This window comes from Bradyrhizobium valentinum (assembly GCF_001440405.1).
Classification (GTDB): Bacteria; Pseudomonadota; Alphaproteobacteria; order Rhizobiales; family Xanthobacteraceae; genus Bradyrhizobium; species Bradyrhizobium valentinum.
On sequence record NZ_LLXX01000033.1, the window covers coordinates 26262 to 48103 of the forward strand.

A 21842-nucleotide genomic window follows, 5' to 3' on the forward strand; every position below is an offset into this window, starting at 1 on the left:
AATTCCGGCTACTCCCTATTGGATGCGCAACCGCATCCCGTCTTGCCTTGCTGCTTTGCTTTCTCATCCGCGACGCAACAAGCGTCAACATCTGATAATGCAGGGCCGCCGCAGCAATTGCTGGCATCTGGCGCAAGCGAGCGGCTGCAGACGCCGGTCTCGGGCAACACCAGCTCGACCCGCTCCGCGGCCGCGCGGTCGCCGGCGATGTCGGCGGCGATCGAGCGCACCTGTTCGTATCCCGTGAGCATCAGGAAGGTCGGCGCGCGGCCGTAGGATTTCATGCCGGCGAAATAGAAGCCGGGTTCGTCCTGCGCCAGCTCGCGCGCGCCGTGCGGCCGCACCGTGCCGCAGCTATGTTCGTTGGGATCGATCAGCGGCGCCAGCGCGAGCGGACATTCGATCGCCGGATCGAGCTGGATGCGCAGCTCGCGCACGAAGTCGAGTTCCGGTCGGAAGCCGGTCGCCACGATCAGTTCATCGACCACGGCCTGGCGCGCGCTGCAGGCGGAGACAGCGCCGACGATGAGGCGAGGGCCGTCGGCGATGACATGCGAAACGCGAAATCCGCTCTCCAGCTTGATCCGGCCCGCCGTCACCAATGCCGCGAAAGCCGCACCCAGTTCGCCGCGGGCCACCAGCTTGTCGTTCGCACCACCGCCGAAAGCCTTGGCAGGATCGCTGCCGCGCAGCAGCCAGACCGGCCGCGTCCCCGGCGCCTGTTCGGCCAGTTTTGCCAGATCGGTCAGCGTGCCGATTGCGGAATGCCCGGATCCCAGCACTGCGACGATCTTGCCGGCATAGCGCGCGCGGTCGCTGCCGAGCACGTCCGGCATGCCATAGGCGATCCGGTCCGCGGCATTTTTCTCGCCGATGGCGGGAAGACCATTGGCGCCCGCCGGGTTCGGCGAATGCCAGGTACCGGAGGCATCGATAACCGCATCGGCCTTGAGGAGTTTCGGGCCTTGCCCGTTCTGGTACCGGATTTCAAACGGGGCGGCCTCGCGGCCCCTGGTCTTGAGCTTGTCGAAGCCTGCACGGCTGATCCCGGTGACGCGGCTCGAGGTGCGGATGTGAGGCTCGAGCGCGGCGTGGGCCGCAAGCGGTTCGAGATAGCGCTCGACCATTTCGGCGCCGGTTGGGTACTGACCGGGCTCGGGAGAATTCCATCCCGATGTCGCCAGCAGCCGCGTCGCGGCCTTGTCCATGTTGTACTCCCAGGGCGAGAATAGCTGGACGTGGCTCCATTGCCGCATGGCGTGGCCGACATTGTCGCCGGCTTCCAGCACGATCGGCTCGAGGCCGCGCTCCAGCACATGGGCGGCGGCGGCAAGGCCGACCGGCCCGCCTCCGATAATCGCGACGGTCTTGCCTCCGGTCATGACGTTCTCCCATGAAACTAGAAATATCGAAATAGAAATCAAAAAGCGCGGCGCTCTAGGCCGCGGTCTTGGTATCAGTGGGTTCGGCGCTCTCGGTGCAGCACTCCGCGACCAGAAAGCCCACAAGCTCCCGCATCACTTCGTAATTGGCGTGGCAGATCAGCGTGGTCGCATCGCGCACCTGGGTCACAAGGCCCACCACCACCAGCGCCTTGATGTGGTGGGAGAGGGTGGAGGGCGCGATTTTCAGCTTCTCCTGCAGGCGGCCGACCGCAAGGCCAGCGCCTCCTGCGCGGATCAGCGCGCGATAGATTTTTAGCCGGGTCGGATTGCCCAGCGCTTCGAGATGGGCGGCCGCGTCATCGAGTTTCATAGGCCATCGTCTCACTCGAATCCGAATCCGTCAACGGTATTTCTAGAATGATCGAAACAGACCGGGGTTGCATCCTTGCCGCCGGAGTTGACATGGAACGATATATCGATAAGTCTGGATATATGGAATCAGAACAGGCCATTCTCGCGCTGGCCGCGCTCGCCCAATCCACCCGCCTCGAGGTGTTTCGGCTGCTGGCGAAGCACGAACCCGAAGGGCTTGCCGCCGGCGATATCGCCAAAAAACTGGCGGTGCCGCAAAACACCATGTCTTCGCATCTGGGGATCCTGTCCCGCGCGGGACTGGTGACGGCGCGGCGCTTTAGCCGTTCGATCGTCTATCGCGCCGATCTTAGGGCTTTTCAGGCCGTGGTCTTGTTCATGCTGCGCGATTGCTGCGACGGGCGGCCCGAGATCTGCGGGCCGCTGATCGAAGACCTCACGCCTTGTTGTCCACCGAAGACAAGGAGGAAAGCTCATGCCTGAACGCATCTACAACGTGCTCTTCCTGTGCACCGGAAACACCGCGCGATCGATCCTGGCGGAATCGATCCTGCGCAAGGAGGGACGCCGCAACTTCCGCGCCTTTTCCGCGGGCAGCCAGCCAAAAGGGACGGTCAATCCATTTGCAATCAAGGTGCTCAACCGCCTCGATTATCCGACGGACGGACTGCGCTCGAAGAGCTGGGAAGAGTTCGCGCGCAGCGATGCGCCCGTGATGGATTTCGTCTTTACGGTTTGCGACAACGCGGCCGGCGAGTCCTGTCCGATATGGCCGGGACAGCCGATGACGGCGCATTGGGGCATTGAGGACCCTGCCGCAGTCGAGGGCACCGACATCGAGAAGGAAGCGGCGTTCGTCGAGGCGTTCCGTTATCTCAAGAATCGAATTGCCGCCTTCACCAGCCTGCCGCTGGAAAGCATCGACCAGCTATCGCTTGGGACCAAGCTGCGCGACATTGGCCGCGGCGACGGCGCAACCTCAGGCCAGGGAGGGCTAGCTGGTGAACGAATTTGATCTGCCACGCCGGCTCGCCGCTGAAGCCCTCGGGACCGCGCTGCTGGTTGCGACCGTGGTCGGCTCCGGCATCATGGCCGAGAGCCTAACCAAGGACGTCGCGCTGGCGCTGCTCGGCAATACGCTGCCGACCGGCGCGATCCTGGTGGTTCTCATCACCATTCTCGGGCCCGTTTCGGGAGCGCATTTCAATCCGGCGGTATCGCTGGTGTTTGCATTGAAGCGCGAGCTGACGCCGCGCGACACGCTTGCTTACATCCTTGCGCAAATCGCCGGCGGCATTGCCGGGACCATGATCGCGCACGCGATGTTCGCGCTGCCCTTGATCGATGCCTCGCTGAAAATGCGAACCGGCGGGGCGCAATGGTTCGCGGAGGGCGTCGCCGCCTTCGGCCTGGTCGCCACCATATTGGGTGGCATCAGGTTCAACCGCGCCGCCGTGCCGTGGCTGGTGGGCCTCTACATCACCGCGGCCTACTGGTTCACGGCGTCCACCTCGTTCGCCAATCCGGCGGTAGCGATCGCCCGCTCGATGACCAATACGTTTTCCGGCATCCGGCCCGCCGACCTTCCCGGTTTCATCATTGCCGAAACAAGCGGGGCGCTCGTCGCGTTGCTATTCATGGGCTGGCTGCTCAGCGGAAAAAGCTGGGCAAGCGCAGCAATGAAGGAGGCGCGGCCATGACCGTCACGATCTATCACAATCCCGCCTGCGGCACCTCGCGCAACACGCTGGCGATGATCCGGCAGAGCGGCGAAGAGCCCGAGGTGATCGAGTATCTGAAGAGCCCGCCGAGCCGCGCACGGCTGGTCGACCTAATCAAGGCGTCGGGCCTCTCGCCGCGCGAACTCCTCCGCGAGAAGGGCACGCCCTATGCCGAGCTTGGCCTCGCCGATCCGAAGTGGAGCGATGACGAGCTGATCGACTTCATGATCGCGCATCCGATCCTGATCAACCGGCCGATCGTGGTGACGCCGAAGGGCGTCCGGCTGTGCCGTCCCTCGGAGTTGGTGCTCGACCTGCTCGATAACCCCGTGCAGTCCTTCGTGAAAGAAGACGGCGAGGCAGTGACGCGCGCCAAGGGTTGAAGCGCACGAGCCTTCCACCCGTCACCATTGCGCGGCATAATAGCCGCATGGAACTCACACCCCGTCTGCGCCTGACGAACTGGCTGGTCAGCCAGGGCCTCACAGGCCTGCCCCAAAACGACCTCGTCCGCGGCTTCTGCGAGCGCTGCCGCGCCGAAGGACTCCATGTGTCGCGCGGGATGGTCTTCATCGATACACTGCACCCGATTTTCGAGGGCCGCGGCTTTCGCTGGAACGACGCCGAAACCAACGAAAGCGACGTGTTCGAATATGGCTCAACCAGTGAGGGCGAAGCTGCGGAGGCCTGGCGCAGCTCGATCTTCTATCACATGCTCGAAAACGGCTTTTCGGAGCTGCCGGTCGACCTCGCTGACGGCGGGGTCCAAAGGTTCAAGTTCGTGAACGAACTCGCCGAGAAGGGTCACAAGCATCTCGTGGCCTATGTGCATCAGTTCGGCGAGGCCGGCACCATGGGGCAGATGGACTGCGTCTATTCCTATTGGGTGACAAGGCGCGACGAGGGCTTTGGGGCGCAAGGGTTAGCTGCGCTACGCGATCTCGTGCCGGTGCTGGGGCTGGCGATCAAGTCCGCAGCGCAAGCCGACATCACCAAGACGCTGGGGCGCGTCTATCTCGGACGTGACACCGCCGAACAGGTGCTGCGCGGACGGATCACGCGCGGCGTCACCGAGCGCATCAACACGGTGCTGTGGTTCTCCGACCTGCGTGGCTCGACCGCGATCAGCGAGAGCATAGACCCCGGCGAGATCATTCCGTTCCTCAACGATTATGCGCATGCCTCGATCGACGCCATTCACGAAGCCGGCGGCGAGGTGCTGAAACTGATCGGCGACGGCGTGCTGGCGATGTTCACCCATGACAACATGGCGAAGGCAATGCGCGCCGCGCTGCGGGCCGAGCATCGCTTCCGCCGCAACGTGAAGACGCTCAACGCCCGCCGCAACGAAGAGAACCGGCCGGTGACGACGGCCCATGTCGGGCTGCATGTCGGCGAGGTCTTCTACGGCAATATCGGCAGCGACGACCGCCTCGACTTCACCGTGGTGGGCCCGGCCGTCAACGAGGTCAGCCGCATTGCCTCGATGTGCCGCTCTGTCGACCGGGAACTCTTGATGTCGTCGGCGTTCCGCGCAGGCCTCGATGCCGCCGGGCGAAACTATCTGGTGTCCACCGGCCGCTATGCGCTGCGCGGCATCGGTCGCGCGCAGGATCTCTATACGCTCGATCCGGATATTGCCGCCGATGAGGTCGTCGGCGGGAAGTACGAGCGGTATTTGGCTGGCTAGGCCTGTTTTGGCTTCGTCATTGCGAGCCAACTGGTCGCGCGAATGCGCACCCGACGACAGGCTTCCGCGAAGCGATCCATCATGCAGCGGAAAGAAAGTACCCGCCCAACGTCAATGATGGGTGGGAGGAAGACCCTTGTCTAACCGTTACCGATTACTACCGAGTGGTTCTGCCAGTCCGATGAGAAGTCCTTCGGGGCCGCGGATGTAGCAGAGCCGATACGAGGCCTCGTACTGAACCACTTCGCCGACGAGCTGCGCACCGTGCTTGCGGAGTCTGGTGAGTGTTTCGTCGATGTCGCTCACTGTGAACATAGCACGTAGGTAGCCGAGGGCGTTCACCGGGGCGTTCCGGTGATCGGCGACTACAGACGGGGTGAGAAAACGCGAGAGCTCGAGGCGGCTGTGGCCGTCGGGAGTAACCATCATGGCGATCTCGACGCGCTGATTACCCAGTCCAGTGATGCGTCCGGCCCATTCTCCTTCAACCATGGCTCGCCCCTCAAGCGTCAGGCCAAGCTCGGTGAAAAAAGAGATGGCATCATCGAGAGATTCCACCACGATGCCGACATTGTCCATTCGTAGCAATTTACTTTTAGTCATGATTTCGGTCGTGTCCCTGGTGATGGTGTAGCTGAGCGGTAGCGGAGCCGCTCGCGACGCGCGCCCTCTATCGCCCAACAGGCTTTGCGGCCGACGCGAAGGTCCCTCCAGGTGCCGTCGTGCTCAACACGCGTCTCCACGGGTCGAGGATATGGCTCGGCTTGATAGGTGGCAACGCCCGCAATCCACCCCTCGCGGAACTTCACTAGGTCCCTCCACGCTGATCTATCTGAAGGTCTGCTTTCCGGCGACAGGCCAAGGTCCGGAATTGGGCACTGGCCGGACATCTTGAGCGTAACGGACGATGTTCGTTTACACGGGTAATGCGGACATCGCCAAGTCTATGGGCGTTTCCGAATTATGAGTGCACGCCCTAACACCCCGCCGGCTCTCCCACCATGTCCGGCTGTCGCGCCAGGGAGACCGCCGGCGACAGCAGGATCACCAGCGCCTGCGCAGCGAAAATCGCGGCTGCCAGATAAAGGCAAGCTTCCGCGCCGTAGAGACCGCCGACGATGGCGCCGAGCGCGGAGCCGAGCGGACGGGCGCCGTAGCTCATGATGTTGATGGCGGAGACGCGCCCGAGCAACGACGGCGGCGTCACCGATTGCCGCAAGGTCGTGGTCGAAATCACCCAAAGAATCGGGCCGGCGCCGAGCAGGAAGAAGCTCAGGCCCGCCAGTAGCGGCGTCGGCACGATCGTGGTCAGCGCCATCACGGCCGCGGCGACGAATCCCGTCACCGGCCCGAGCCCGATCACCGTGCCGAAGGCGAGCCGTTTCATCACCCGCGTCGCTGCAAGCGCGCCGACCACCATGCCGACACCGTACATGCCAAGCGTTACGCCGACGCCGGTGGCTGACAGCCCGAGGTGACGCACGGCGTAGGGCACGAACACGGCAAGCAGCAGGAACGACGCCGTGTTGAAGATGAACTGTGTGATGAACACCGGCCGCAGCAGCGGGTGATGCAACACGAACGTGGCGCCTTCCTTGATCTCCTGCAGCGGATGGCGGCGCGGGGCAGGGGCGCGCGCCGGTTCATAGATGCCTGACAGCAGCACCACCGCGATCACGGACAACGCCGCGGCAAAGCCGAAGGCAGGCGCGGCGCCAACCCATCCGACCAGTACGCCGCCAAGCGCCGGACCGCTGGCGAATGCGATCGTGCGTGCGAGTTCAATCCGAGCGTTCGCCGCCGGCAATTGTTCCGATGTCACCAGCGACGGCACCAGCGCGGGTGCGGCGACGCTGTAGGCGACGGTGCCGCATACCGCAACGAAGCCGAGCAGCGAAAGCAGCGGCAAGGTCATCAGCCCGAGCCAGATCAGCAACAGAATTCCGGCGAGCGCCACGGCGCGCAGCGCCTCCGAGCCCGCCATCACCCAGCGCCGCGAAACGCGATCGGCGAGGAGACCCGCGGGGATCGCGAACAGAATGAAGGGCAGCGTCAGCGCCGTCTGCAATAGGCCGGTCTGGCCTTCGCCGACACCGAGCAACAGCACCGCGACGATGGGGGCTGCGGCCAGCGCAATCTGCTCGGCCGATTGGGCCGCGAGGTTGGACCAGGCCAGGCGGTTGAAGGTCACGGGCAGGCGCGGCGTGTCGGCGGCGGACATGGCAAAATTCCCTTGGATTCGATTTGTCCGCATTGTCCGGCCTGAGGACGATCCAACCCACCCGTTTCCCGACAAGGCCTTCTACAAACAAAAAACCTCCACACGCGAACGTGTGGAGGCGTACCGGTTTGCGTGAGGGGCCGCCGTCATTCCGGGGCGATGCGAAGCATCGAACTATGGTGCGCAATTGCGCACCTGAGAATCTCGAGATTCCGGGTTCGCTTCGCGCCCCGGAATGACGATGGCGGGTTGATGCCCGGCAAACAGAGGATAGCGCCAAATCCGCAGCGGTCGTTTCGTGAATTCGCATCAAACGTCGAACAGGAAATCGTGCTTTGTGAGTTCATGGGGCCGAACGCCAGTCAGTTCGATCCGGTCGTCACCGACCTGGATCACCGTGTTCCCATGGTCGCCCCGGATCTTCACATCGCAAAAGTCCAGACGGCCGGCATTCTCAAACACCAGCATGTCGACGCCTGGATCGAAATCGGTGATCTCAGCTCTGGTGGATCCGAAATCAAACACGAAGCGGTCCGCGCCGTCATTTCCCGTCATCGTCTGCTTGCCGGTTCCGGCGAACAGATAATCGCCCTGCGGACCGCCGATCAACGTGTCGTTGCCATTGGAGCCGATGACGATCTGACGGGCTTCTGGATCTTCGGACTCTACGCCGCCGGCAAGGCCGGTGTGCCGCGTATAGGTGACGAAGACATCATCCTGGATGTGCTTGGTGTCGGTATTGCGCAGAATGATATCTGCCAGCGTCGTGCCTTTGATCTCGGACAACGTCTTGGAATCGAACCCCTGGTTCTCGAACCAGAACCGGTCGCCATCGCGCAACGCCTCGAACTGTCTCGCAATGATGGCCTGGAAGGTTTCGCCGACAAGCGCGCCAGGGACATGATTTTCCGACAAGCCGCCGGTCCACAGGCCGACATTATTTACATTGCCGTAAGCTGCTTTCAGTCCGGCCAGCGTCTCCGGGTCGCTCGTGATCTGGCTGAAATCCGTGTAGGGGTCGAGGCCGAGCGCTTCACGGGTCTGGTTGAGTGTGCCGAGGCCGAGGTCGCGCGCTCGCTGGATATTGATCGCGGCGAGATCCATAGACACTGGCGGATCGAAGAGAAAATTGCGCAGGTCGTCGACGATGCGCGCATCGAGCGCCTGTGACGGATCGGCGGCCAGGTGACGCAATTGTCCGTCGGCGCCGCCATTATCGATGAAGTTTGCCGCCGGCTGGAAGAAGACATCCTTGAGGTCTTCCTCGGAGCCGGCGATGACTTCGCCGTTTTCCGCAAGACCTTCGGTTTCGCCCGACACGATCGAGTGTCCGAAGCGGAACGCCGCGGCGACGAATTCCAGCGACAGGTGGGGATCTACATTGGGATCATAGCCGTCATAGGGCGAGAGCGCATTCTTGCCCACGAGGTTTGGCAGGAACTCCGAATAGGTGATGTTGGCGATTTCCGCCGTCACGATGGCGCGGGCGTGATTGTAGAGCTGGTCGCCGCTCCAGTTCGGATGCTCGAGGTGCAGTTTGTCGACCCAATAGTTGTGTTCGCGCACGAACAGCGTGTGCAAGGCGGTGAGCGCCGGATTCTCTGCGGCGCGGACGTCGCCGGCCACGACCATGCCGTCGACGATCGGCAGGTTGTCGCCCTGCGACGTCAGCATGTGGCCGTCGGCCGTGCGCAGGCTGGCGGCGGTCGCGGCGCTGGACCCATAGACCATCGAGGCGTCCAGCCAGGCGGTATTGGAATTGACCGCCATGGCTGGATTGGATGTGCCCGCACCGGTCGTGGGATCGATAATTGCGCGAGTGATCGGAATGACGGTGCCGTCGGGAAGCACGGGATCATCAGCAGGAACCACGACGCTGATATCGCTGACCCCATCCGTCCGGGTCAGCGTCATGTCGTGATCGATGAACTGGCCCCAGGCGTACATGAACGCGGACACGCCTTCAGGATTCGCCACATCAGGGTCGCCGGCGCCGACCACAAGATTGCTGATGGTGCGCGGATTGTTGCCGCCGAGCGGGACGGAGATGCCGTCGGCAAAATGCGCCTCGCCGATACGTCCGAATTCGGTGCCGGCAGCGTTGAGGGTGGAATCGGATTGATTGTTCTGCGAACCGTCGAAGCTGCGGTATTCGATTTTTACAGGCGGCGGATCCGGTTGGCACGGCGAACCATGAGGGCCATGAGACTCATTCGGGCCGTGAGAGCCATGCGATCGGTGCGGCAAAAAAGAATGGCCAGAAAAATCGCCGAAACGAAAATCGTGGTCTCCGTCCTGGTTTGCCCAGGTTCGCTTGAACTGACGCATTTGACCGCCTCCCTCAGTTGCAATTGCGAATTATTTGCAAGTAATGTCACTAATGAGAGGCATTTGCAACAAGGAAGCGCACGACGGCCAATTCCTCTCGTCATTCCGGGGCGCGCGAAGCGCGAGCCCGGAATCCATTCCACCAGAGAGTTCGCTGTCCGATGGATTCTCAGATGTGCAAGTGCACATCATAGCTCGCGCCAAAGAGGCGCGCCCCGGAATGACGGAGGGAGCAACGGTCATTCGGCTTCTTGCCCAGCCACGACGGCCAAGCCAGGCAGCAAACCCGCGTGTTGCCCTACAAGGCGCAAGCGCGAGAGAGATTTGAAGAAAAAGGCCCGCCGCGACAGCGGCAGGCCTCATTGGATTCCGACTTGGCCGGCGTTTCGTCCGCTTGATTACGATTTGGGGCCGAGCGTTGCCTTGCCCGCGCCTGAAATCGTCGTCGGCGGCGCTACGTCGTCGTCATCGATCTCAAGCGCAGCAGGCAGTTCGGCAGGGATTGCCGGTTGTTGCGCGGCCAGCGCGTTGGTCAGGCTGGTCAGTGCGTCCGGCCCTGCGGCGAAGCCGCCTTCGGCGAGGATTTTGTCGATGATCGGCTTGAAGGCCGAGACCGACAATAGCTGCGCCGCAAGGCCGTCGCCGAGGCCAAGGCCGTTACCGTGGCCATTCATGGCGCCATTGCCGCCGCGGCCGAGCATGCCGCCGGTGTCGAAGATCCGGATGTCCGAAATCTTCTCGATCGGCTTGACCGCTTCGGCCAGCGCGTTGGGAATGATGTTGATGCGCGCCAGCGTGAGATCGTAGTCGACCATTGCCGAGGAGAGCTTGTTGCGGGCTTCCGCCTTCAGCGCCGCCACCTCGGCCTCGGCCTGGCCGAGCGATTTGACGCCGGTCGCGCGGGTGATCGCCGCATCGGCGTCGGCCTTGGCCAGCATGGTGATGGCTTCCGCCTTGTTGGTCGCGGCCTGGTTCTCGGCTTCCGCCATCACGGTGATCGGCATCGCCTCGGTTTCGGCGGCCTTTCGCGCCGCGATCACGTTGATGATCTTGTCGCGTTCGGCGATTTCGACGGCTTTGGCGGTGGTGACCTTTTCTTCGGCTGCGATGGCAAGCGCTCGCGCGGTCTCGGCGACGGTCTGCGCCTCCGATTGCTCCTTGCTCTTGGTGGCGACCGCGATCGCGCTTTCCTGTGCGACGATCTGCAGGTCGCGCTCCATCTCCGTGTTACGGCGTTTCACCGCGAGATCGGCCTCGATCTTCCTGGTGTCGCGCAACTGGTTGGCTTCGGTCTGCTTGTTGGCGACCGCCAGTTCCTGCTGAATGCGGTATTCCGCTTCGTTCTGCAGCGCGGTCTGTTCGACCTGTGCGGTCTGCGCGCGCATGGCGGCGGTCTTGTTGGCGATGTCGCGCTGCTGCGCCAGCTCCGCCTCGCGCTTGGTGGCCTCGATCGTCAGCGTGGTCTGCCGGGCGACGAGGTCCTGCTGCGCGATGTTCACTTCGGTGGTGCGGACGATCTGGTTGCGCTCCTGTTCGCGTTCCCTGGTGATCTTGGTCAGGGTCGTCAGACCGTGGGCGTCGAAGAAATTGCTCGGATTGAAATGCTTGATGTCGCTCTGGTCGAGCCGCGTCAGCGACACCGATTCGAGTTCGAGGCCGTTGTTCTGGATGTCGGCGCCGACCGCTTCCTGCACTGATTTCACGAAGGTCGCGCGCTGCTCCTGCAGCTCCTCGAGGTTCATGGTGGCAGCGACCGAACGAAGGCCGTCGACGAATTTGGCCTCGATCAGCTCGCGCAATTCGCCGGCATTGTTGGTGCGGCTGCCGAGCGTCTGCGCGGCGAGCGCGATCGAAGAGGTATCGGGTTTGACGCGGAGATAGAATTCGGCGCCGATGTCGACGCGCATGCGATCCTTGGTGATCAGCGAATCCGGGCCGCCGCGGGCGACCTCGAGCCGCAGCGTCTTCAGGTTGACTGCAGCCGTCGAGTGAAAGACAGGAAGGACGATCGAGCCGCCGTCGAGGACGACTTTCTGGCCGCCGAGGCCGGTGCGGACATAGGCTTCGTCACGCGTAGAGCGGCGGTAGAGTTTTGCAAGCAGGAGACCGATAACAAGAACGACAATGACGCCAATAACGACGGGTATTGCAAGTTCCCACATGTTTTAAGCCCTGTCTGAACGTTGTTGCGCAATGAGGTCGGTTGGTGCGGAAATGGCGATAAAGCTCTTGGCGTCACGGTCGACCAGCAACACGCTGGCGCCGACCGGAAGCGGGGTGGATTCGGGACTGGCGCGTGCCACCAGAGAGTGCCAGTTGCCGAAGACATCCTTGAGACGGACGCGGCCGGGCAGTCCCTGGTCGAGCGGCCCGATCGAAACTTCGGCGACATGACCGATGAAATCGGCCTCCTCAACCGCATAGGTCTCGTCGCGCGGAATGATGCGGGCGATGCCGCGGCTGGTGACCCGGATGACGGGAATACTGCAGGCTGCGGCCGCGAGCGCGGCAATCGATGCCGGGATCGAAATCCCCACACCGTGCGCGAGGCCCTGCAGGAAGAATCCCGCGATCGAGAACACGCCGAGCGCGAGGATGATCAGGATCAACAGCGGCAGACGTCCCGCGTTGATCCAGAGGAACAGGCCGCCGAGGCCGTTGCCGCTGTCGGCGTCCACGGTGACTTCCTTGCCGACGAGTTCACTGATCGAGAAGCCGACCAGCGTCGCCAGCAATTCGATTCCGCCGAGCGCCAGCATGATCGCTGCAGCCACGGCGAAGGGCCGCAGGTCCGGCGCCAGCAGGATGTCGGTCAGGGCACTCATTGCTGCGACTTGATCCTTTCAAGGCGGGCCGCGATTTCCTTTTCGCGGTGCAGGCGATCGAGTTCGTCGAGCTCCTTGTCGCCGGGCACGCCGGAGGCGGGCACTCCCGTGACGCGGGCGATCGCGGCCATGGCGCGATCGGGGCTTACTGTTTTAGTCGCACCAGCCGCGCGTCCGGTTTCCTGTGGCGAATGCTTTTCGAGGCTCGCTTCGAGATCGGCGAGGCGGGTTTCGGCTTCACGCCGCGCGCCAAGCATCGCCTGTAAGGCCTTGGTCTGCTCGTCGATTTCGAGCTCGATGAAATCCATCGCGCGTTCGAGTGCAGTGCCTTGCGATTCCAAATCAATTTGCCGTGCAACGCCGGCGCGCGCGAGATCCTCGCGGCTTTCTGCAACCGCAAGGCGAATCTTGTCTGTCAGCCCGGCAATTTCGGCGTCGAGTTCTTCGCGCCGGCGCTTGAGGCGGAACTCCTCGGCGCGCGACTTGCCGAGCGCATGGCGCGCTTCATCGGCGCCGGCGTCGATCTCGCGGATCGCCTGCTTGACCAGCGCGACCTTGTTGCTGTTCTCGGCAGTGTCGATGGTCTCGCTGGCGATGGCGGCAAGAAGTCTGCCCATACGCGCAAGGATGCCTTCATGAACCATGGTCTTCTCCTCCGGTGCTGTGGATTTCGATTTAACGGCGATGTGGATTTCGTAGGCGCGGCCGTCCGACACCAAATGAGCCGGGAAGGGACTTTCCCAGCCGGCAAGATAGCCGGGGACCTCGAACGGAACCAAGACACGTCCGTGGACAGTGCTAATGGTCAGTGAAGTTGGTCCCTTGATCGCAAACAACTTGTCGTCGAGTGGAATTTTGCGCACCGGCGAGCCCGCCGTGTAGCCGGCGCGGTCGCGCAGGCCGAGCGTCACCAGGCGGGCCGGCAGTCCGGTCTCGGTGCGGATCCGCTCATAGGCCTGGGCGTGAAGCGCAACGAGGTTGGCGCCAACCGGCGCGACCTCGGCGAGGATGGCCATCATCCGCTCGTAGTCGGCAAAGGTCGCTTCGATAGCGGCAATGCCGGCCTCGTCAGGGGCGAGGGCGTATCGCAGGGTCGCTGTGGGTGTCTCGACTGGCGTCTTGATCATGCTCGTAGCGTAAAGCACTTCCTCAGTGCTTTACAAGATAATTGACGATATCGTTTCCGTGATCACCAGATGCAGTTGCAAATGAGTTGCAATAAGGATTGATTTCGGCCATTCTGCCGCCATGGATGCCCGAACGCCCGCACTGGGCCCCGAGACCGCGGCCGAGAGCTTGCCCATGACTGATGCGACCGTCGCCGGTTGGCGCGCCGACGCCGCCGCTGGCGTCCAGCGGAGCCTGCCCGAGGTCAATTCGACCATTTCGGTCCCCTTCGGCGGGCATTGGTCGCGCCGGCTGCTGGCCTTCCTTGGCCCCGGCTATCTGGTTTCGGTCGGTTACATGGACCCCGGCAACTGGGCCACCGACCTCGCGGGCGGGTCGAAGTTCGGCTACACGCTGCTCGCGGTCATCCTGCTCTCGAACCTGATGGCGATCCTGTTGCAGGCGCTGGCCGCGCGGCTCGGCATCGTCACCGACCGCGACCTCGCGCAAGCTTGCCGCGCAAGCTTCTCGCGGCCCGTCAACTTCCTGCTCTGGGTGGTCTGCGAAGCGGCAATCATCGCCTGCGATCTCGCCGAGGTCATCGGTACTGCAATCGCCCTGAACCTGCTGTTCGGCATTCCCCTGATCTGGGGCGCGCTGATCACCGCGCTCGACGCCTTTCTGCTGCTCCTCCTGATGAACAAGGGTTTTCGCTTCCTCGAAGCCTTCGTCATCTCGCTTTTGATCGTGATCGCGATCTGCTTTTCGATTCAGATCGTAGCTGCTGCGCCGCCGATAGCTGCCGTTCTGACGGGGTTTGTGCCTTCGCCCGCGATCGTCACCAATCCGGAGATGCTCTATATCGCCATCGGAATCATCGGCGCCACGGTGATGCCGCATAATCTCTATCTGCACTCCTCGATCGTGCAGACCCGCGCCTATGAACGGAACGACAAGGGCCGCCGCGAGGCGATCAAATGGGCGACGACGGACTCGACCATCGCGCTGATGCTGGCGCTATTCATCAACGCCGCGATCCTGATCGTCGCCGCCGCCACTTTCCATGCGACCGGCCGCACCGAGGTCGCCGAGATAGGCCAGGCGTATGAGCTGCTGTCGCCGCTATTGGGTCTCGGCATCGCCTCGACGCTGTTTGCGGTCGCGCTGCTCGCCTCCGGCCTGAATTCGACGGTGACGGCGACGCTGGCCGGCCAGATCGTGATGGAAGGTTTTCTGCACCTACGCCTGCCGAGCTGGGCGCGGCGGCTGCTGACGCGCGGCATCGCCATCGTCCCGGTCGTGATCGTCACCGCGCTCTATGGCGAGCGCGGCACCGGCCAGCTTTTGGTTTTCAGCCAGGTCGTGCTGTCGATGCAATTGCCGTTCGCGGTGATCCCGCTGGTGAAGTTCGTGTCCGATCGGCGCAAGATGGGCAAGTTTGCCATTCCCCGGAGCGTGGCGGTGGTGGCGTGGATCGTGGCCGGCGTGATCGTCGCGCTGAACGTGAAGCTGTTGTTCGAGACGTTCTTCGGGTGAGGCGGGAGCCTAATCCTGCGGCTCGGTCAGCATTTCGCCTGACGCATCCACGCGCAGCCATCCTGACGGTGCCAGCCGCTGCTGCGGCAGAAAGCGGCCCTTGTAGTCCATCTTCTTAGAGCCTTCGATCCAGTAGCCGAGATAGACGTAAGGCAGGCCGAGCCGGCGGGCGCGGGTGATGTGATCGAGGATCATGAAGGTGCCGAGCGAGCGGCTCTGCTGCGACGGCTCGAAGAACGAGTACACCATCGACAGCCCGTCGCTGAGCACGTCGGTGAGCGCCACCGCGATCAGCTCCTCGCCGCGCCCGGTGATGCCGGTGTCGACGCCGCGCTTGCGGTATTCGATGATGCGGGTTTCGACATGACTGTCTTCCACCATCATCGCGTAGTCGAGCACGGTCATGTCGGCCATGCCGCCATGGCGGTGGCGCTTGTCGAGATAGGCGCGGAACACCGAATACTGTTCCGAGGTCGGCACCGCGCTGCGCTGTTCGCCGACGATGTCGGCGTTACGCGCCAGGACCTTCTTGAAGTTGCGCGAGGGGCGGAATTCGTTGGCGATGACACGCACGGAAACACAGGCGCGGCACTGGTCGCAGGCCGGGCGGTAGGCGATCGACTGGCTGCGGCGGAAGCCGCCATGGGTCAGGAGGTCGTTGAGGTCGCCGGCCTTGTCGCCGACCAGATGCGTGAACACCTTGCGCTCGTGTCGGCCCGGCAGATAGGGGCAGGGCGAGGGCGCCGTCAGGTAGAACTGCGGGGTGTCACGCGAGTGTTGGGTCACGTCGGATCGTCAGGCCTCCGAAACAAATCAACCATAGCGCTTTCGCGCGAAGTAGACACCGGTCGCGTTAAGAAAACGCGTCAAAACGAAAAAGTGCCGGCCCGTCCCTGGTTCATCCGGGCCGGACCGGCTCTAACATCGCGCCCCGAGGGCTGACGGTCAATTAGTTTGCTGCTCGCTCAGTAGCTGCTGCGTGCCGACGGTGCTACCTGGGTACGAACCGAGCTGTTGATGACCACGGTTCCCAGGATGATGTCGTGCAGCAGCCGGCGGCGCCCGTTAAACAGCCCGACCAGCAGCACCAGCGGCGTCAGGAACGAGATCGAGAGCCAGTACAGCACGGCATGGCAGGCGCCGAGCACGAAATAGCCCGGTGCGCCGTACCAGGTGCGCACTTCCAGATCCATCGCGCGCATGCCCAGGGTGGCCGAATGCGGCCCGCCGATCGAGGCGCCGTAATAGACGATGGCCCAGACGATGGTGGCCGGCCACGCCAGCCAGAACAGCATCCAGCCGAGACCCAGCGTGATGATGCCGAACAGGCCGATGAAGATGTAACCGAGGATCACGGGCACCGACAGCACGACGAGGTCGATCAGGAACGCAAGCACCCGCCGCGTCAGCACGCCGCGAAACAGTTCCGGCTGCAGGTCAGGGTCGAACGCATGCGGCGGCACCCCGCCGTCGTTCCGCCAGGCGCCGCCAGCATTCGAAGCGCCGCCGGTATTGCCAGAGCCGCTATAAGACATGGTCCGTCCTCCAGGCCGAATTTCCCGAACGAAACATGGGAACCGGCCGCGCGCTCGCCAAGGGCCTGCGACGATTAACACGGTGCAATATTCGGGGTGGGCGGGGGCACAATGTTTGCGTCGTCCCTGCGAACGCAGGGACCCATACCGCGTGATCTCTCATGTGCACACGAACGGTAGACGGCTCGTTACCCAATCAGCGCCGCGGCGTATGGGTCCCTGCGTTCGCAGGGACGACGGCAGATGCTTTAGCGCTCCGCCTTCAACTTCTCCGCCGCCTTCGGCGCAAAGTACGTCAAGATCCCGTCCGCGCCGGCGCGCTTGAAGCCGAGCAGGCTTTCCATCATCGCGCGGTCACCGTCGATCCAGCCGTTGTTGGCGGCGGCTGCGATCATCGCGTATTCGCCGGACACCTGGTAAACGAACGTCGGCATCGCAAACGTATCCTTCACGCGCCGCACCACGTCGAGATAGGGCATGCCGGGTTTCACCATCACCATGTCGGCGCCTTCGGCGATGTCGAGTTCGACCTCGCGTAGCGCCTCGTCGGAATTGGCGCTGTCCATCTGGTAGGTGCGCTTGTCGCCGGTCAGCGTCTTGGCCGAGCCGATGGCGTCGCGGAACGGGCCGTAGAAGGCGCTGGCGTATTTCGCCGCGTAGGACATGATCTGCACGTCGAGGAAACCGGCCTCGTCCAGCGCCTCGCGGATCGCGCCGACGCGGCCGTCCATCATGTCGGACGGCGCGATGACGTCGCAGCCGGCCTCGGCCTGCACCAGCGCCTGTTTCACCAGCACCGCCACCGTCTCGTCGTTGAGGATCCTGCCGTCCTCGATCAGCCCGTCATGGCCGTGGCTGGTGAAGGGATCGAGCGCGACGTCGCAGAGCACGCCGAGATCGGGGAATTCCTTCTTGATCGCGCGCACCGACTGGCAGACCAGATTATTCGGGTTGAGCGCTTCGGAACCGATCTCGTCGCGCAAGGACGGCTCGGTATAGGGGAACAGCGCGATGCAGGGGATGCTCAGCTTTGCCGCGCGCTCGGCGTCGCGCACCGCCTGATCGACGGTGAGGCGGTCGACGCCGGGCATCGAGGTGACAGGCGTGCGTGTATTGTGGCCATCGACCACGAACATCGGCCAGATCAGGTCATCGGTGGTGAGCACGTTTTCGCGCACCAGCCGCCGCGCCCATTCCGCCTTGCGGTTGCGCCGGGGGCGGATTGCGAGGTCAAGCGGGGTGGAGGCGAGGGCGGCCTGCCGCCGCGGCGCGTCGCGCATTTCGATCGGACGCCCGAATTTGATCGCCATGTGATGGGTACTCCTGGAGGCGCGGTCAGTTTTGATTTGTTCCAGTTCTAGCACCTTGAAGGTGTCCCGTCACCGCGCCTTGATCCATCTCATCGGCAATTGATTTTACCTTCGCGGCGGGCCAAGACATGGGCCATGAGGACATTCCAGCCCGCGTTGAGCCCCGATTCCGAGGTCAGCTTCCATGTCTGATACTTCGGCGCGCGATCAGGGGCGGGACAAGGGCAGGGACAATGCGATGTCGATGGCGGCGATGTCGTCGATGTCGTCGGAGCGGATCGAGCCCGACGAGAACGTCTGGACGCGGCGGCTGGTGCTGTTCCTGCGCATGATGGCGGTCATCTCGATACTGAAAGGCCTGTACCACTGGGCGCAGGTGACGGGCTTCATCGGCGGCGAGGAAGAGGCCTTCGAGAACCAGTCGATGGCCTGGCAGACCGCGACCGTCTATTTCGCCGTCATCGAACTCGTCGCCGCCGTCGGGCTCTGGCTCGCGACGCCCTGGGGCGCGGTCGTGTGGCTCACTACCGTGGTGTCGATGGCGGTGATCGAACTGATGTTTCCGGGGATCTATGGCGGCAGCCTGACGGTGGTGGCGCTGGAGGCCGTGATGCTCGGCGCTTATCTCGCACTCGCCTGGATGGCCGCGCGCGAGCGCCCGCCGTAGCTGCTCTTTGAATGCCCGGATGCTGCGGTGCCATGGTTCGAGACGCGCGGCGTTGCCGCGCTCCTCATCATGAGGACCATGGTAGACCTCATCCTGAGGAGCGGCCACTTGGCCGCGTCTCGAAGGATGAGAGCCACCGCCGCAGCAACGTGTCAGTTTCCTGCCATAATCCAGCCGCGTGCAGAAACCACGACGCGACCCCATACAATTTTCAAAAAATTTTTCCGGTAACGCTTCAGTCACCGTTAAGGGGCGTAAAGGGTTCCACCACACCTGTTACGCGAGCGTTTCGATTTCAGACGTACCTGTTTCCGAATGCGACAGCGCATGCAGACGAAGCGTGAACATCGCGCCTTCACCGTCAATGAAGCGTTGCGAAAACCCCTGTTTCCAAGGGCTTAATCGACGATTCACTGTCTTAAATTCATGATCTCTTTATTCTCTTATTTAAGCGGATCTTCAAACCGCCCCCTTAAGTTGAAGCTATCAGGCGGGACAAAAGTTTCGTCGAAATAAGTCGATAAAAACGACTACAGGGGAAGTGTCATGATCAAAGCCGTTGCAACGGCGGTGGAAACCGCTGAACGCTCTGCCGGTCAAACTCCGGTGCAGCCGCTCTATCTGGAAGCGTTGACTTTGGTGGAGCGGTTGCATCGCCGGCTGCTCGACGTCATCAAGGACGAATTCGATCGCCGCGGCCGCGCCGACATCAATTCGGTGCAGGCATTGCTGCTCTACAACATCGGCGACAAGGAGCTGACCGCGGGCGAGCTGCGCACGCGCGGTTACTATCTCGGCTCCAACGTCTCCTATAACCTGAAGAAGCTCGTCGAGCTCGGCTTCCTCGATCATCAGCGCTCGCGCGTTGATCGTCGCTCGGTCCGCATTCGCCTCACCCCGCAGGGCCAGGAAATCCGCAAGATCGTCGATGCGCTCTACCAGAAGCACGTCAAGACCGTGGAGCAGGTCGGCGGCATCTCGAACGAAGAGTTCGCGACGCTGAACAAGTCGCTGCACCGGCTCGAGCGGTTCTGGACCGACCAGATCCTCTATCGGCTCTGAGAATTTCGTTCTGCTTGACGGCCAAGCCGGCCATCTGAGAAGACCGGCAAGCCAACAGCGGACAATGAACTGGCAAGGCAGTAAGCCCTGCTGAAAGCGCATCGGCTCCGGTTCTCCGGGTCCGGTGCGTTTTGCTTTTTGGAGAACCTTAAGTTGACATCTCGCATGAGCATCCGGCGGCGACTTGCTGGTTCCACAATCCGGATTGACGAGCCTTCGACGCCACGCCCATACTCCCGGAAAATACCGGCTTCACGCACGTAGCGGCCGCAAGAGTCGTGACGGCTTGATGCCCAGGTGGGGAAAACCGGCTTGTCGGCATCGCGGCGTCCCATGTTCGGCGAGCAACAGCGGTTCGTGCTGCTTCTGATCGCGCCGGCTGCGCTGCTGCTGCTGTTGTTTCAGGTCGTGCCGATCGTCATCGGCGCCAACGCCAGCTTTCGCGACTGGGCGCTCTATAATCCCAGGAAGACCTGGATCGGCTTCGACCACTATGTTGCGGTGATATCGGATCCGGCTTTCCTTTACGTGGTGCTGCCGAACACCTTCCTGTTCATGGTGCTCAGCGTCGCCGGCGCGCTGGTGGTGGGCCTTGCGCTGGCGCTGCTGCTTAACCGGCCGTTCCGTGGCCAGAAGCTGGTGCAGACGATCCTTTTGGTGCCGCTGATGGTGGCACCTGTGATCGCCGCGATCATGATCCGCTGGATCTTCAACGACCAGTTCGGCATCGTCAACGTGGTGCTGGAGGCGATCGGCCTCGACGGGCAGCCCTGGCTGGTGCAGCGCTGGAGCGCGTTCGGCATCATCCTTCTGACCGACATCTGGCTGTGGACGCCGTGGTTCACGCTGCTGCTGCTCGCGGGCCTGCAGAGCCTGCCGAAGGAGCCGTTCGAGGCTGCCGCCATCGACGGCACCACCACCTGGCGCGTGTTCCGTTTCCTGACGCTGCCGATGCTGCGCCCGGTGATCGTGGTCTGCGTCGTGATCCGCGCCATCGATGCCTTCCGCACCTTCGATATCGTCTGGACGCTGACCGGCGGCGGGCCGGGACGCTCGACGGAATTGTTCAGCCTCTATGCCTATGTCCACGCCTTCCTCAACCTCGATCTCGGCCGCGGTTCGGCGGCGGCCATCATCGGCGGGCTCATCATCCTCGTGATCGGCGTGGTGCTCTATCGCCTCGTCGACCGCATCGCAAAGGCATGACCCGATGGCCATGGTGCACCGCTCCGAATTTCTGCCGTGGCTGCCGCCGATGGGCCGCAAGACGCTGTTCGCGCTGGCGCTCGCCTTCATCTGCTTCGCGTTTGCCTTTCCGGTGCTGTGGCTGATCCTGACCTCGCTGCGGCCGGAATCCGGCGTCTACTACGTCCATCGCGGCACCGAGTTCACGCTCGGCAATTTCGCCGAGGTGCTACGCGAGGAACGGATCGTCGAAGCCTTCGTCAATAGCGCGCTGATCGCAACGCTGGCGACCGTGTTCTCGCTCCTGGTGACGGTATCGAGCGGCTACATGCTGTCGCGCTTCACCGGGCCCGCCTCGCGGCTCTGGTTCGGGACTATCTATGTGTTCCGCTGCGTGCCCTACATCTCCTGGGTATTGCCACTGTATTTCGTGACCCAGAGCTGGGGCATCTACGACACTTATACCGGGCTGCTGCTGCCGCACGTGGCGGTGCACATCTGCTTCTTCTCGTGGTTGATGAAGGGCTTTTTTGACGGCATCGATCCGTCGATGGAATATGCCGCCATGATCGACGGCTGCACCCGGTGGGGTGCGTTCATCCGCGTCGCGGTGCCGTCGGCGCTGCCGGCGATTTCTGCGCTCGCCGTGCTGTGCTGGCTGTTCACCTGGAACGAATTTTTGTTCGCGCTGATCCTGACCGGCAACCGCGTGCCGATGATCACGGTGGTGATGGCGCAGTTCGTCACCGAGATGGGACTGCGCTGGAATCTGATGGCGGCGACCGCGGTCATGGCGCTGGTGCCGGCCTTCCTGATCGCATTGTTCGGCCAGAAATACGTCATCCGGGGCTTGAGGATTTAGGCAAGGAAAGACCGAGGTTCGACACAACGACAAAAA

General features: G+C 62.9%; 21 protein-coding genes. 10 read left to right on the top strand and 11 right to left on the bottom strand.

Going from position 1 to position 21842, the window contains the following annotated elements; genetic code table 11:
• Positions 1-8: 8 nt before the first annotated feature.
• Entirely contained in the window at positions 9-1382 is a 1374-nt protein-coding gene (locus tag CP49_RS05940; protein ID WP_057849372.1) for an NAD(P)-binding domain-containing protein, read from the bottom strand.
• A gap of 55 nt (positions 1383-1437) precedes the next feature.
• The gene (locus tag CP49_RS05945) at positions 1438-1755 is read right to left on the bottom strand and encodes an ArsR/SmtB family transcription factor (RefSeq protein ID WP_057849373.1); all 318 of its coding nucleotides are present in this window, start codon (positions 1753-1755) and stop codon (positions 1438-1440) included.
• 122 nt (positions 1756-1877) lie between these two features.
• Here CP49_RS05945 and CP49_RS05950 point away from each other — a divergent pair, with 122 nt between their 5' ends.
• Genes CP49_RS05950 through CP49_RS05970 form a run of 5 tightly spaced genes read left to right on the top strand, consistent with a single transcriptional unit; the run spans position 1878 to position 5168 of the window.
• Positions 1878-2240, top strand: a complete 363-nt coding sequence (locus CP49_RS05950; RefSeq protein ID WP_057849374.1) for an ArsR/SmtB family transcription factor — start codon at positions 1878-1880, stop codon at positions 2238-2240.
• Entirely contained in the window at positions 2233-2772 is a 540-nt protein-coding gene (locus CP49_RS05955; protein ID WP_057849375.1) for an arsenate reductase ArsC, read from the top strand. Before CP49_RS05950 ends, CP49_RS05955 begins: the two co-directional genes overlap by 8 nt.
• Positions 2759-3457, top strand: coding sequence for an aquaporin (locus CP49_RS05960; RefSeq protein WP_156438090.1), 699 nt, complete (start codon positions 2759-2761; stop codon positions 3455-3457). Before CP49_RS05955 ends, CP49_RS05960 begins: the two co-directional genes overlap by 14 nt.
• Positions 3454-3861, top strand: a complete 408-nt coding sequence (arsC, locus tag CP49_RS05965) for an arsenate reductase (glutaredoxin) (protein WP_057849377.1) — start codon at positions 3454-3456, stop codon at positions 3859-3861. The genes CP49_RS05960 and arsC overlap by 4 nt, the downstream gene beginning before the upstream one ends.
• A 47-nt stretch (positions 3862-3908) precedes the next feature.
• On the top strand, positions 3909-5168 hold the full coding sequence (locus tag CP49_RS05970; protein WP_057849378.1) for an adenylate/guanylate cyclase domain-containing protein: 1260 nt from the start codon (positions 3909-3911) through the stop codon (positions 5166-5168).
• Positions 5169-5315: 147 nt separating this feature from the next.
• On the opposite strand, the gene CP49_RS05975 is transcribed toward CP49_RS05970, so the two are convergent.
• The 6 genes from CP49_RS05975 to CP49_RS06000 form a co-directional block, all read right to left on the bottom strand.
• Positions 5316-5771: a VOC family protein gene (locus CP49_RS05975; RefSeq protein WP_057849488.1), complete on the bottom strand. Its 456-nt coding sequence runs from the start codon at positions 5769-5771 to the stop codon at positions 5316-5318.
• A 373-nt stretch (positions 5772-6144) separates the two neighbouring features.
• Positions 6145-7389, bottom strand: coding sequence for an MFS transporter (locus CP49_RS05980; RefSeq protein WP_057849379.1), 1245 nt, complete (start codon positions 7387-7389; stop codon positions 6145-6147).
• Positions 7390-7698: 309 nt separating this feature from the next.
• Positions 7699-9717: a peroxidase family protein gene (locus CP49_RS05985; RefSeq protein ID WP_057849380.1), complete on the bottom strand. Its 2019-nt coding sequence runs from the start codon at positions 9715-9717 to the stop codon at positions 7699-7701.
• Positions 9718-10115: 398 nt separating this feature from the next.
• Positions 10116-11879, bottom strand: a complete 1764-nt coding sequence (locus CP49_RS05990; RefSeq protein WP_057849381.1) for a flotillin family protein — start codon at positions 11877-11879, stop codon at positions 10116-10118.
• 3 nt (positions 11880-11882) lie between these two features.
• Entirely contained in the window at positions 11883-12542 is a 660-nt protein-coding gene (locus CP49_RS05995; RefSeq protein ID WP_057849382.1) for an OB-fold-containig protein, read from the bottom strand.
• On the bottom strand, positions 12539-13669 hold the full coding sequence (locus CP49_RS06000) for a PspA/IM30 family protein (protein WP_057849383.1): 1131 nt from the start codon (positions 13667-13669) through the stop codon (positions 12539-12541). The genes CP49_RS05995 and CP49_RS06000 overlap by 4 nt, the downstream gene beginning before the upstream one ends.
• Before the next feature lie 121 nt (positions 13670-13790).
• Here CP49_RS06000 and CP49_RS06005 point away from each other — a divergent pair, with 121 nt between their 5' ends.
• A complete protein-coding gene (locus CP49_RS06005) occupies positions 13791-15185 on the top strand; it encodes an Nramp family divalent metal transporter (protein WP_057849384.1) in 1395 nt (464 codons plus the stop codon).
• Between the two features lie 9 nt (positions 15186-15194).
• On the opposite strand, the gene CP49_RS06010 is transcribed toward CP49_RS06005, so the two are convergent.
• From CP49_RS06010 to hemB, 3 genes are all read right to left on the bottom strand, one after another.
• The gene (locus tag CP49_RS06010) at positions 15195-15971 is read right to left on the bottom strand and encodes an arginyltransferase (RefSeq protein WP_057849385.1); all 777 of its coding nucleotides are present in this window, start codon (positions 15969-15971) and stop codon (positions 15195-15197) included.
• 179 nt (positions 15972-16150) lie between these two features.
• Positions 16151-16720: an RDD family protein gene (locus tag CP49_RS06015; protein ID WP_057849386.1), complete on the bottom strand. Its 570-nt coding sequence runs from the start codon at positions 16718-16720 to the stop codon at positions 16151-16153.
• Between the two features lie 248 nt (positions 16721-16968).
• Entirely contained in the window at positions 16969-18030 is a 1062-nt protein-coding gene (gene hemB, locus CP49_RS06020; protein WP_057849387.1) for a porphobilinogen synthase, read from the bottom strand.
• A 184-nt stretch (positions 18031-18214) separates the two neighbouring features.
• On the opposite strand from hemB, the gene CP49_RS06025 reads away from it, so the two are divergent.
• The 4 genes from CP49_RS06025 (at position 18215) to CP49_RS06040 (ending at position 21806) form a co-directional block, all read left to right on the top strand.
• A complete protein-coding gene (locus CP49_RS06025) occupies positions 18215-18697 on the top strand; it encodes a DUF6163 family protein (RefSeq protein WP_057849388.1) in 483 nt (160 codons plus the stop codon).
• Positions 18698-19243: 546 nt separating this feature from the next.
• Positions 19244-19759 carry a transcriptional regulator LdtR gene (ldtR, locus tag CP49_RS06030; protein ID WP_057849389.1) on the top strand — a complete coding sequence of 172 codons (516 nt, stop codon included), beginning with the start codon at positions 19244-19246 and terminating at the stop codon, positions 19757-19759.
• Positions 19760-20071: 312 nt separating this feature from the next.
• Complete coding sequence (locus CP49_RS06035) at positions 20072-20965, top strand: carbohydrate ABC transporter permease (RefSeq protein ID WP_245310526.1); 894 nt, start codon at positions 20072-20074, stop codon at positions 20963-20965.
• A 4-nt stretch (positions 20966-20969) separates the two neighbouring features.
• A complete protein-coding gene (locus CP49_RS06040; RefSeq protein WP_057849391.1) occupies positions 20970-21806 on the top strand; it encodes a carbohydrate ABC transporter permease in 837 nt (278 codons plus the stop codon).
• Positions 21807-21842 lie beyond the last annotated feature (36 nt).

Bases quoted from the DNA above. Each gene is read 5' to 3' on its own strand.
- CP49_RS05940 (WP_057849372.1), bottom strand. From the start codon at position 1,382: ATGACCGGAGGCAAGACCGTCGCGATTATCGGAGGCGGGCCGGTCGGC.
- CP49_RS05945 (WP_057849373.1), bottom strand. From the start codon at position 1,755: ATGAAACTCGATGACGCGGCCGCCCATCTCGAAGCGCTGGGCAATCCG.
- CP49_RS05950 (WP_057849374.1), top strand. From the start codon at position 1,878: ATGGAATCAGAACAGGCCATTCTCGCGCTGGCCGCGCTCGCCCAATCC.
- CP49_RS05955 (WP_057849375.1), top strand. From the start codon at position 2,233: ATGCCTGAACGCATCTACAACGTGCTCTTCCTGTGCACCGGAAACACC.
- arsC (WP_057849377.1), top strand. From the start codon at position 3,454: ATGACCGTCACGATCTATCACAATCCCGCCTGCGGCACCTCGCGCAAC.
- CP49_RS05970 (WP_057849378.1), top strand. From the start codon at position 3,909: ATGGAACTCACACCCCGTCTGCGCCTGACGAACTGGCTGGTCAGCCAG.
- CP49_RS05975 (WP_057849488.1), bottom strand. From the start codon at position 5,771: ATGACTAAAAGTAAATTGCTACGAATGGACAATGTCGGCATCGTGGTG.
- CP49_RS05980 (WP_057849379.1), bottom strand. From the start codon at position 7,389: ATGTCCGCCGCCGACACGCCGCGCCTGCCCGTGACCTTCAACCGCCTG.
- CP49_RS05985 (WP_057849380.1), bottom strand. From the start codon at position 9,717: ATGCGTCAGTTCAAGCGAACCTGGGCAAACCAGGACGGAGACCACGAT.
- CP49_RS05990 (WP_057849381.1), bottom strand. From the start codon at position 11,879: ATGTGGGAACTTGCAATACCCGTCGTTATTGGCGTCATTGTCGTTCTT.
- CP49_RS05995 (WP_057849382.1), bottom strand. From the start codon at position 12,542: ATGAGTGCCCTGACCGACATCCTGCTGGCGCCGGACCTGCGGCCCTTC.
- CP49_RS06000 (WP_057849383.1), bottom strand. From the start codon at position 13,669: ATGATCAAGACGCCAGTCGAGACACCCACAGCGACCCTGCGATACGCC.
- CP49_RS06005 (WP_057849384.1), top strand. From the start codon at position 13,791: ATGGATGCCCGAACGCCCGCACTGGGCCCCGAGACCGCGGCCGAGAGC.
- CP49_RS06015 (WP_057849386.1), bottom strand. From the start codon at position 16,720: ATGTCTTATAGCGGCTCTGGCAATACCGGCGGCGCTTCGAATGCTGGC.
- hemB (WP_057849387.1), bottom strand. From the start codon at position 18,030: ATGGCGATCAAATTCGGGCGTCCGATCGAAATGCGCGACGCGCCGCGG.
- CP49_RS06025 (WP_057849388.1), top strand. From the start codon at position 18,215: ATGTCTGATACTTCGGCGCGCGATCAGGGGCGGGACAAGGGCAGGGAC.
- ldtR (WP_057849389.1), top strand. From the start codon at position 19,244: ATGATCAAAGCCGTTGCAACGGCGGTGGAAACCGCTGAACGCTCTGCC.
- CP49_RS06040 (WP_057849391.1), top strand. From the start codon at position 20,970: ATGGCCATGGTGCACCGCTCCGAATTTCTGCCGTGGCTGCCGCCGATG.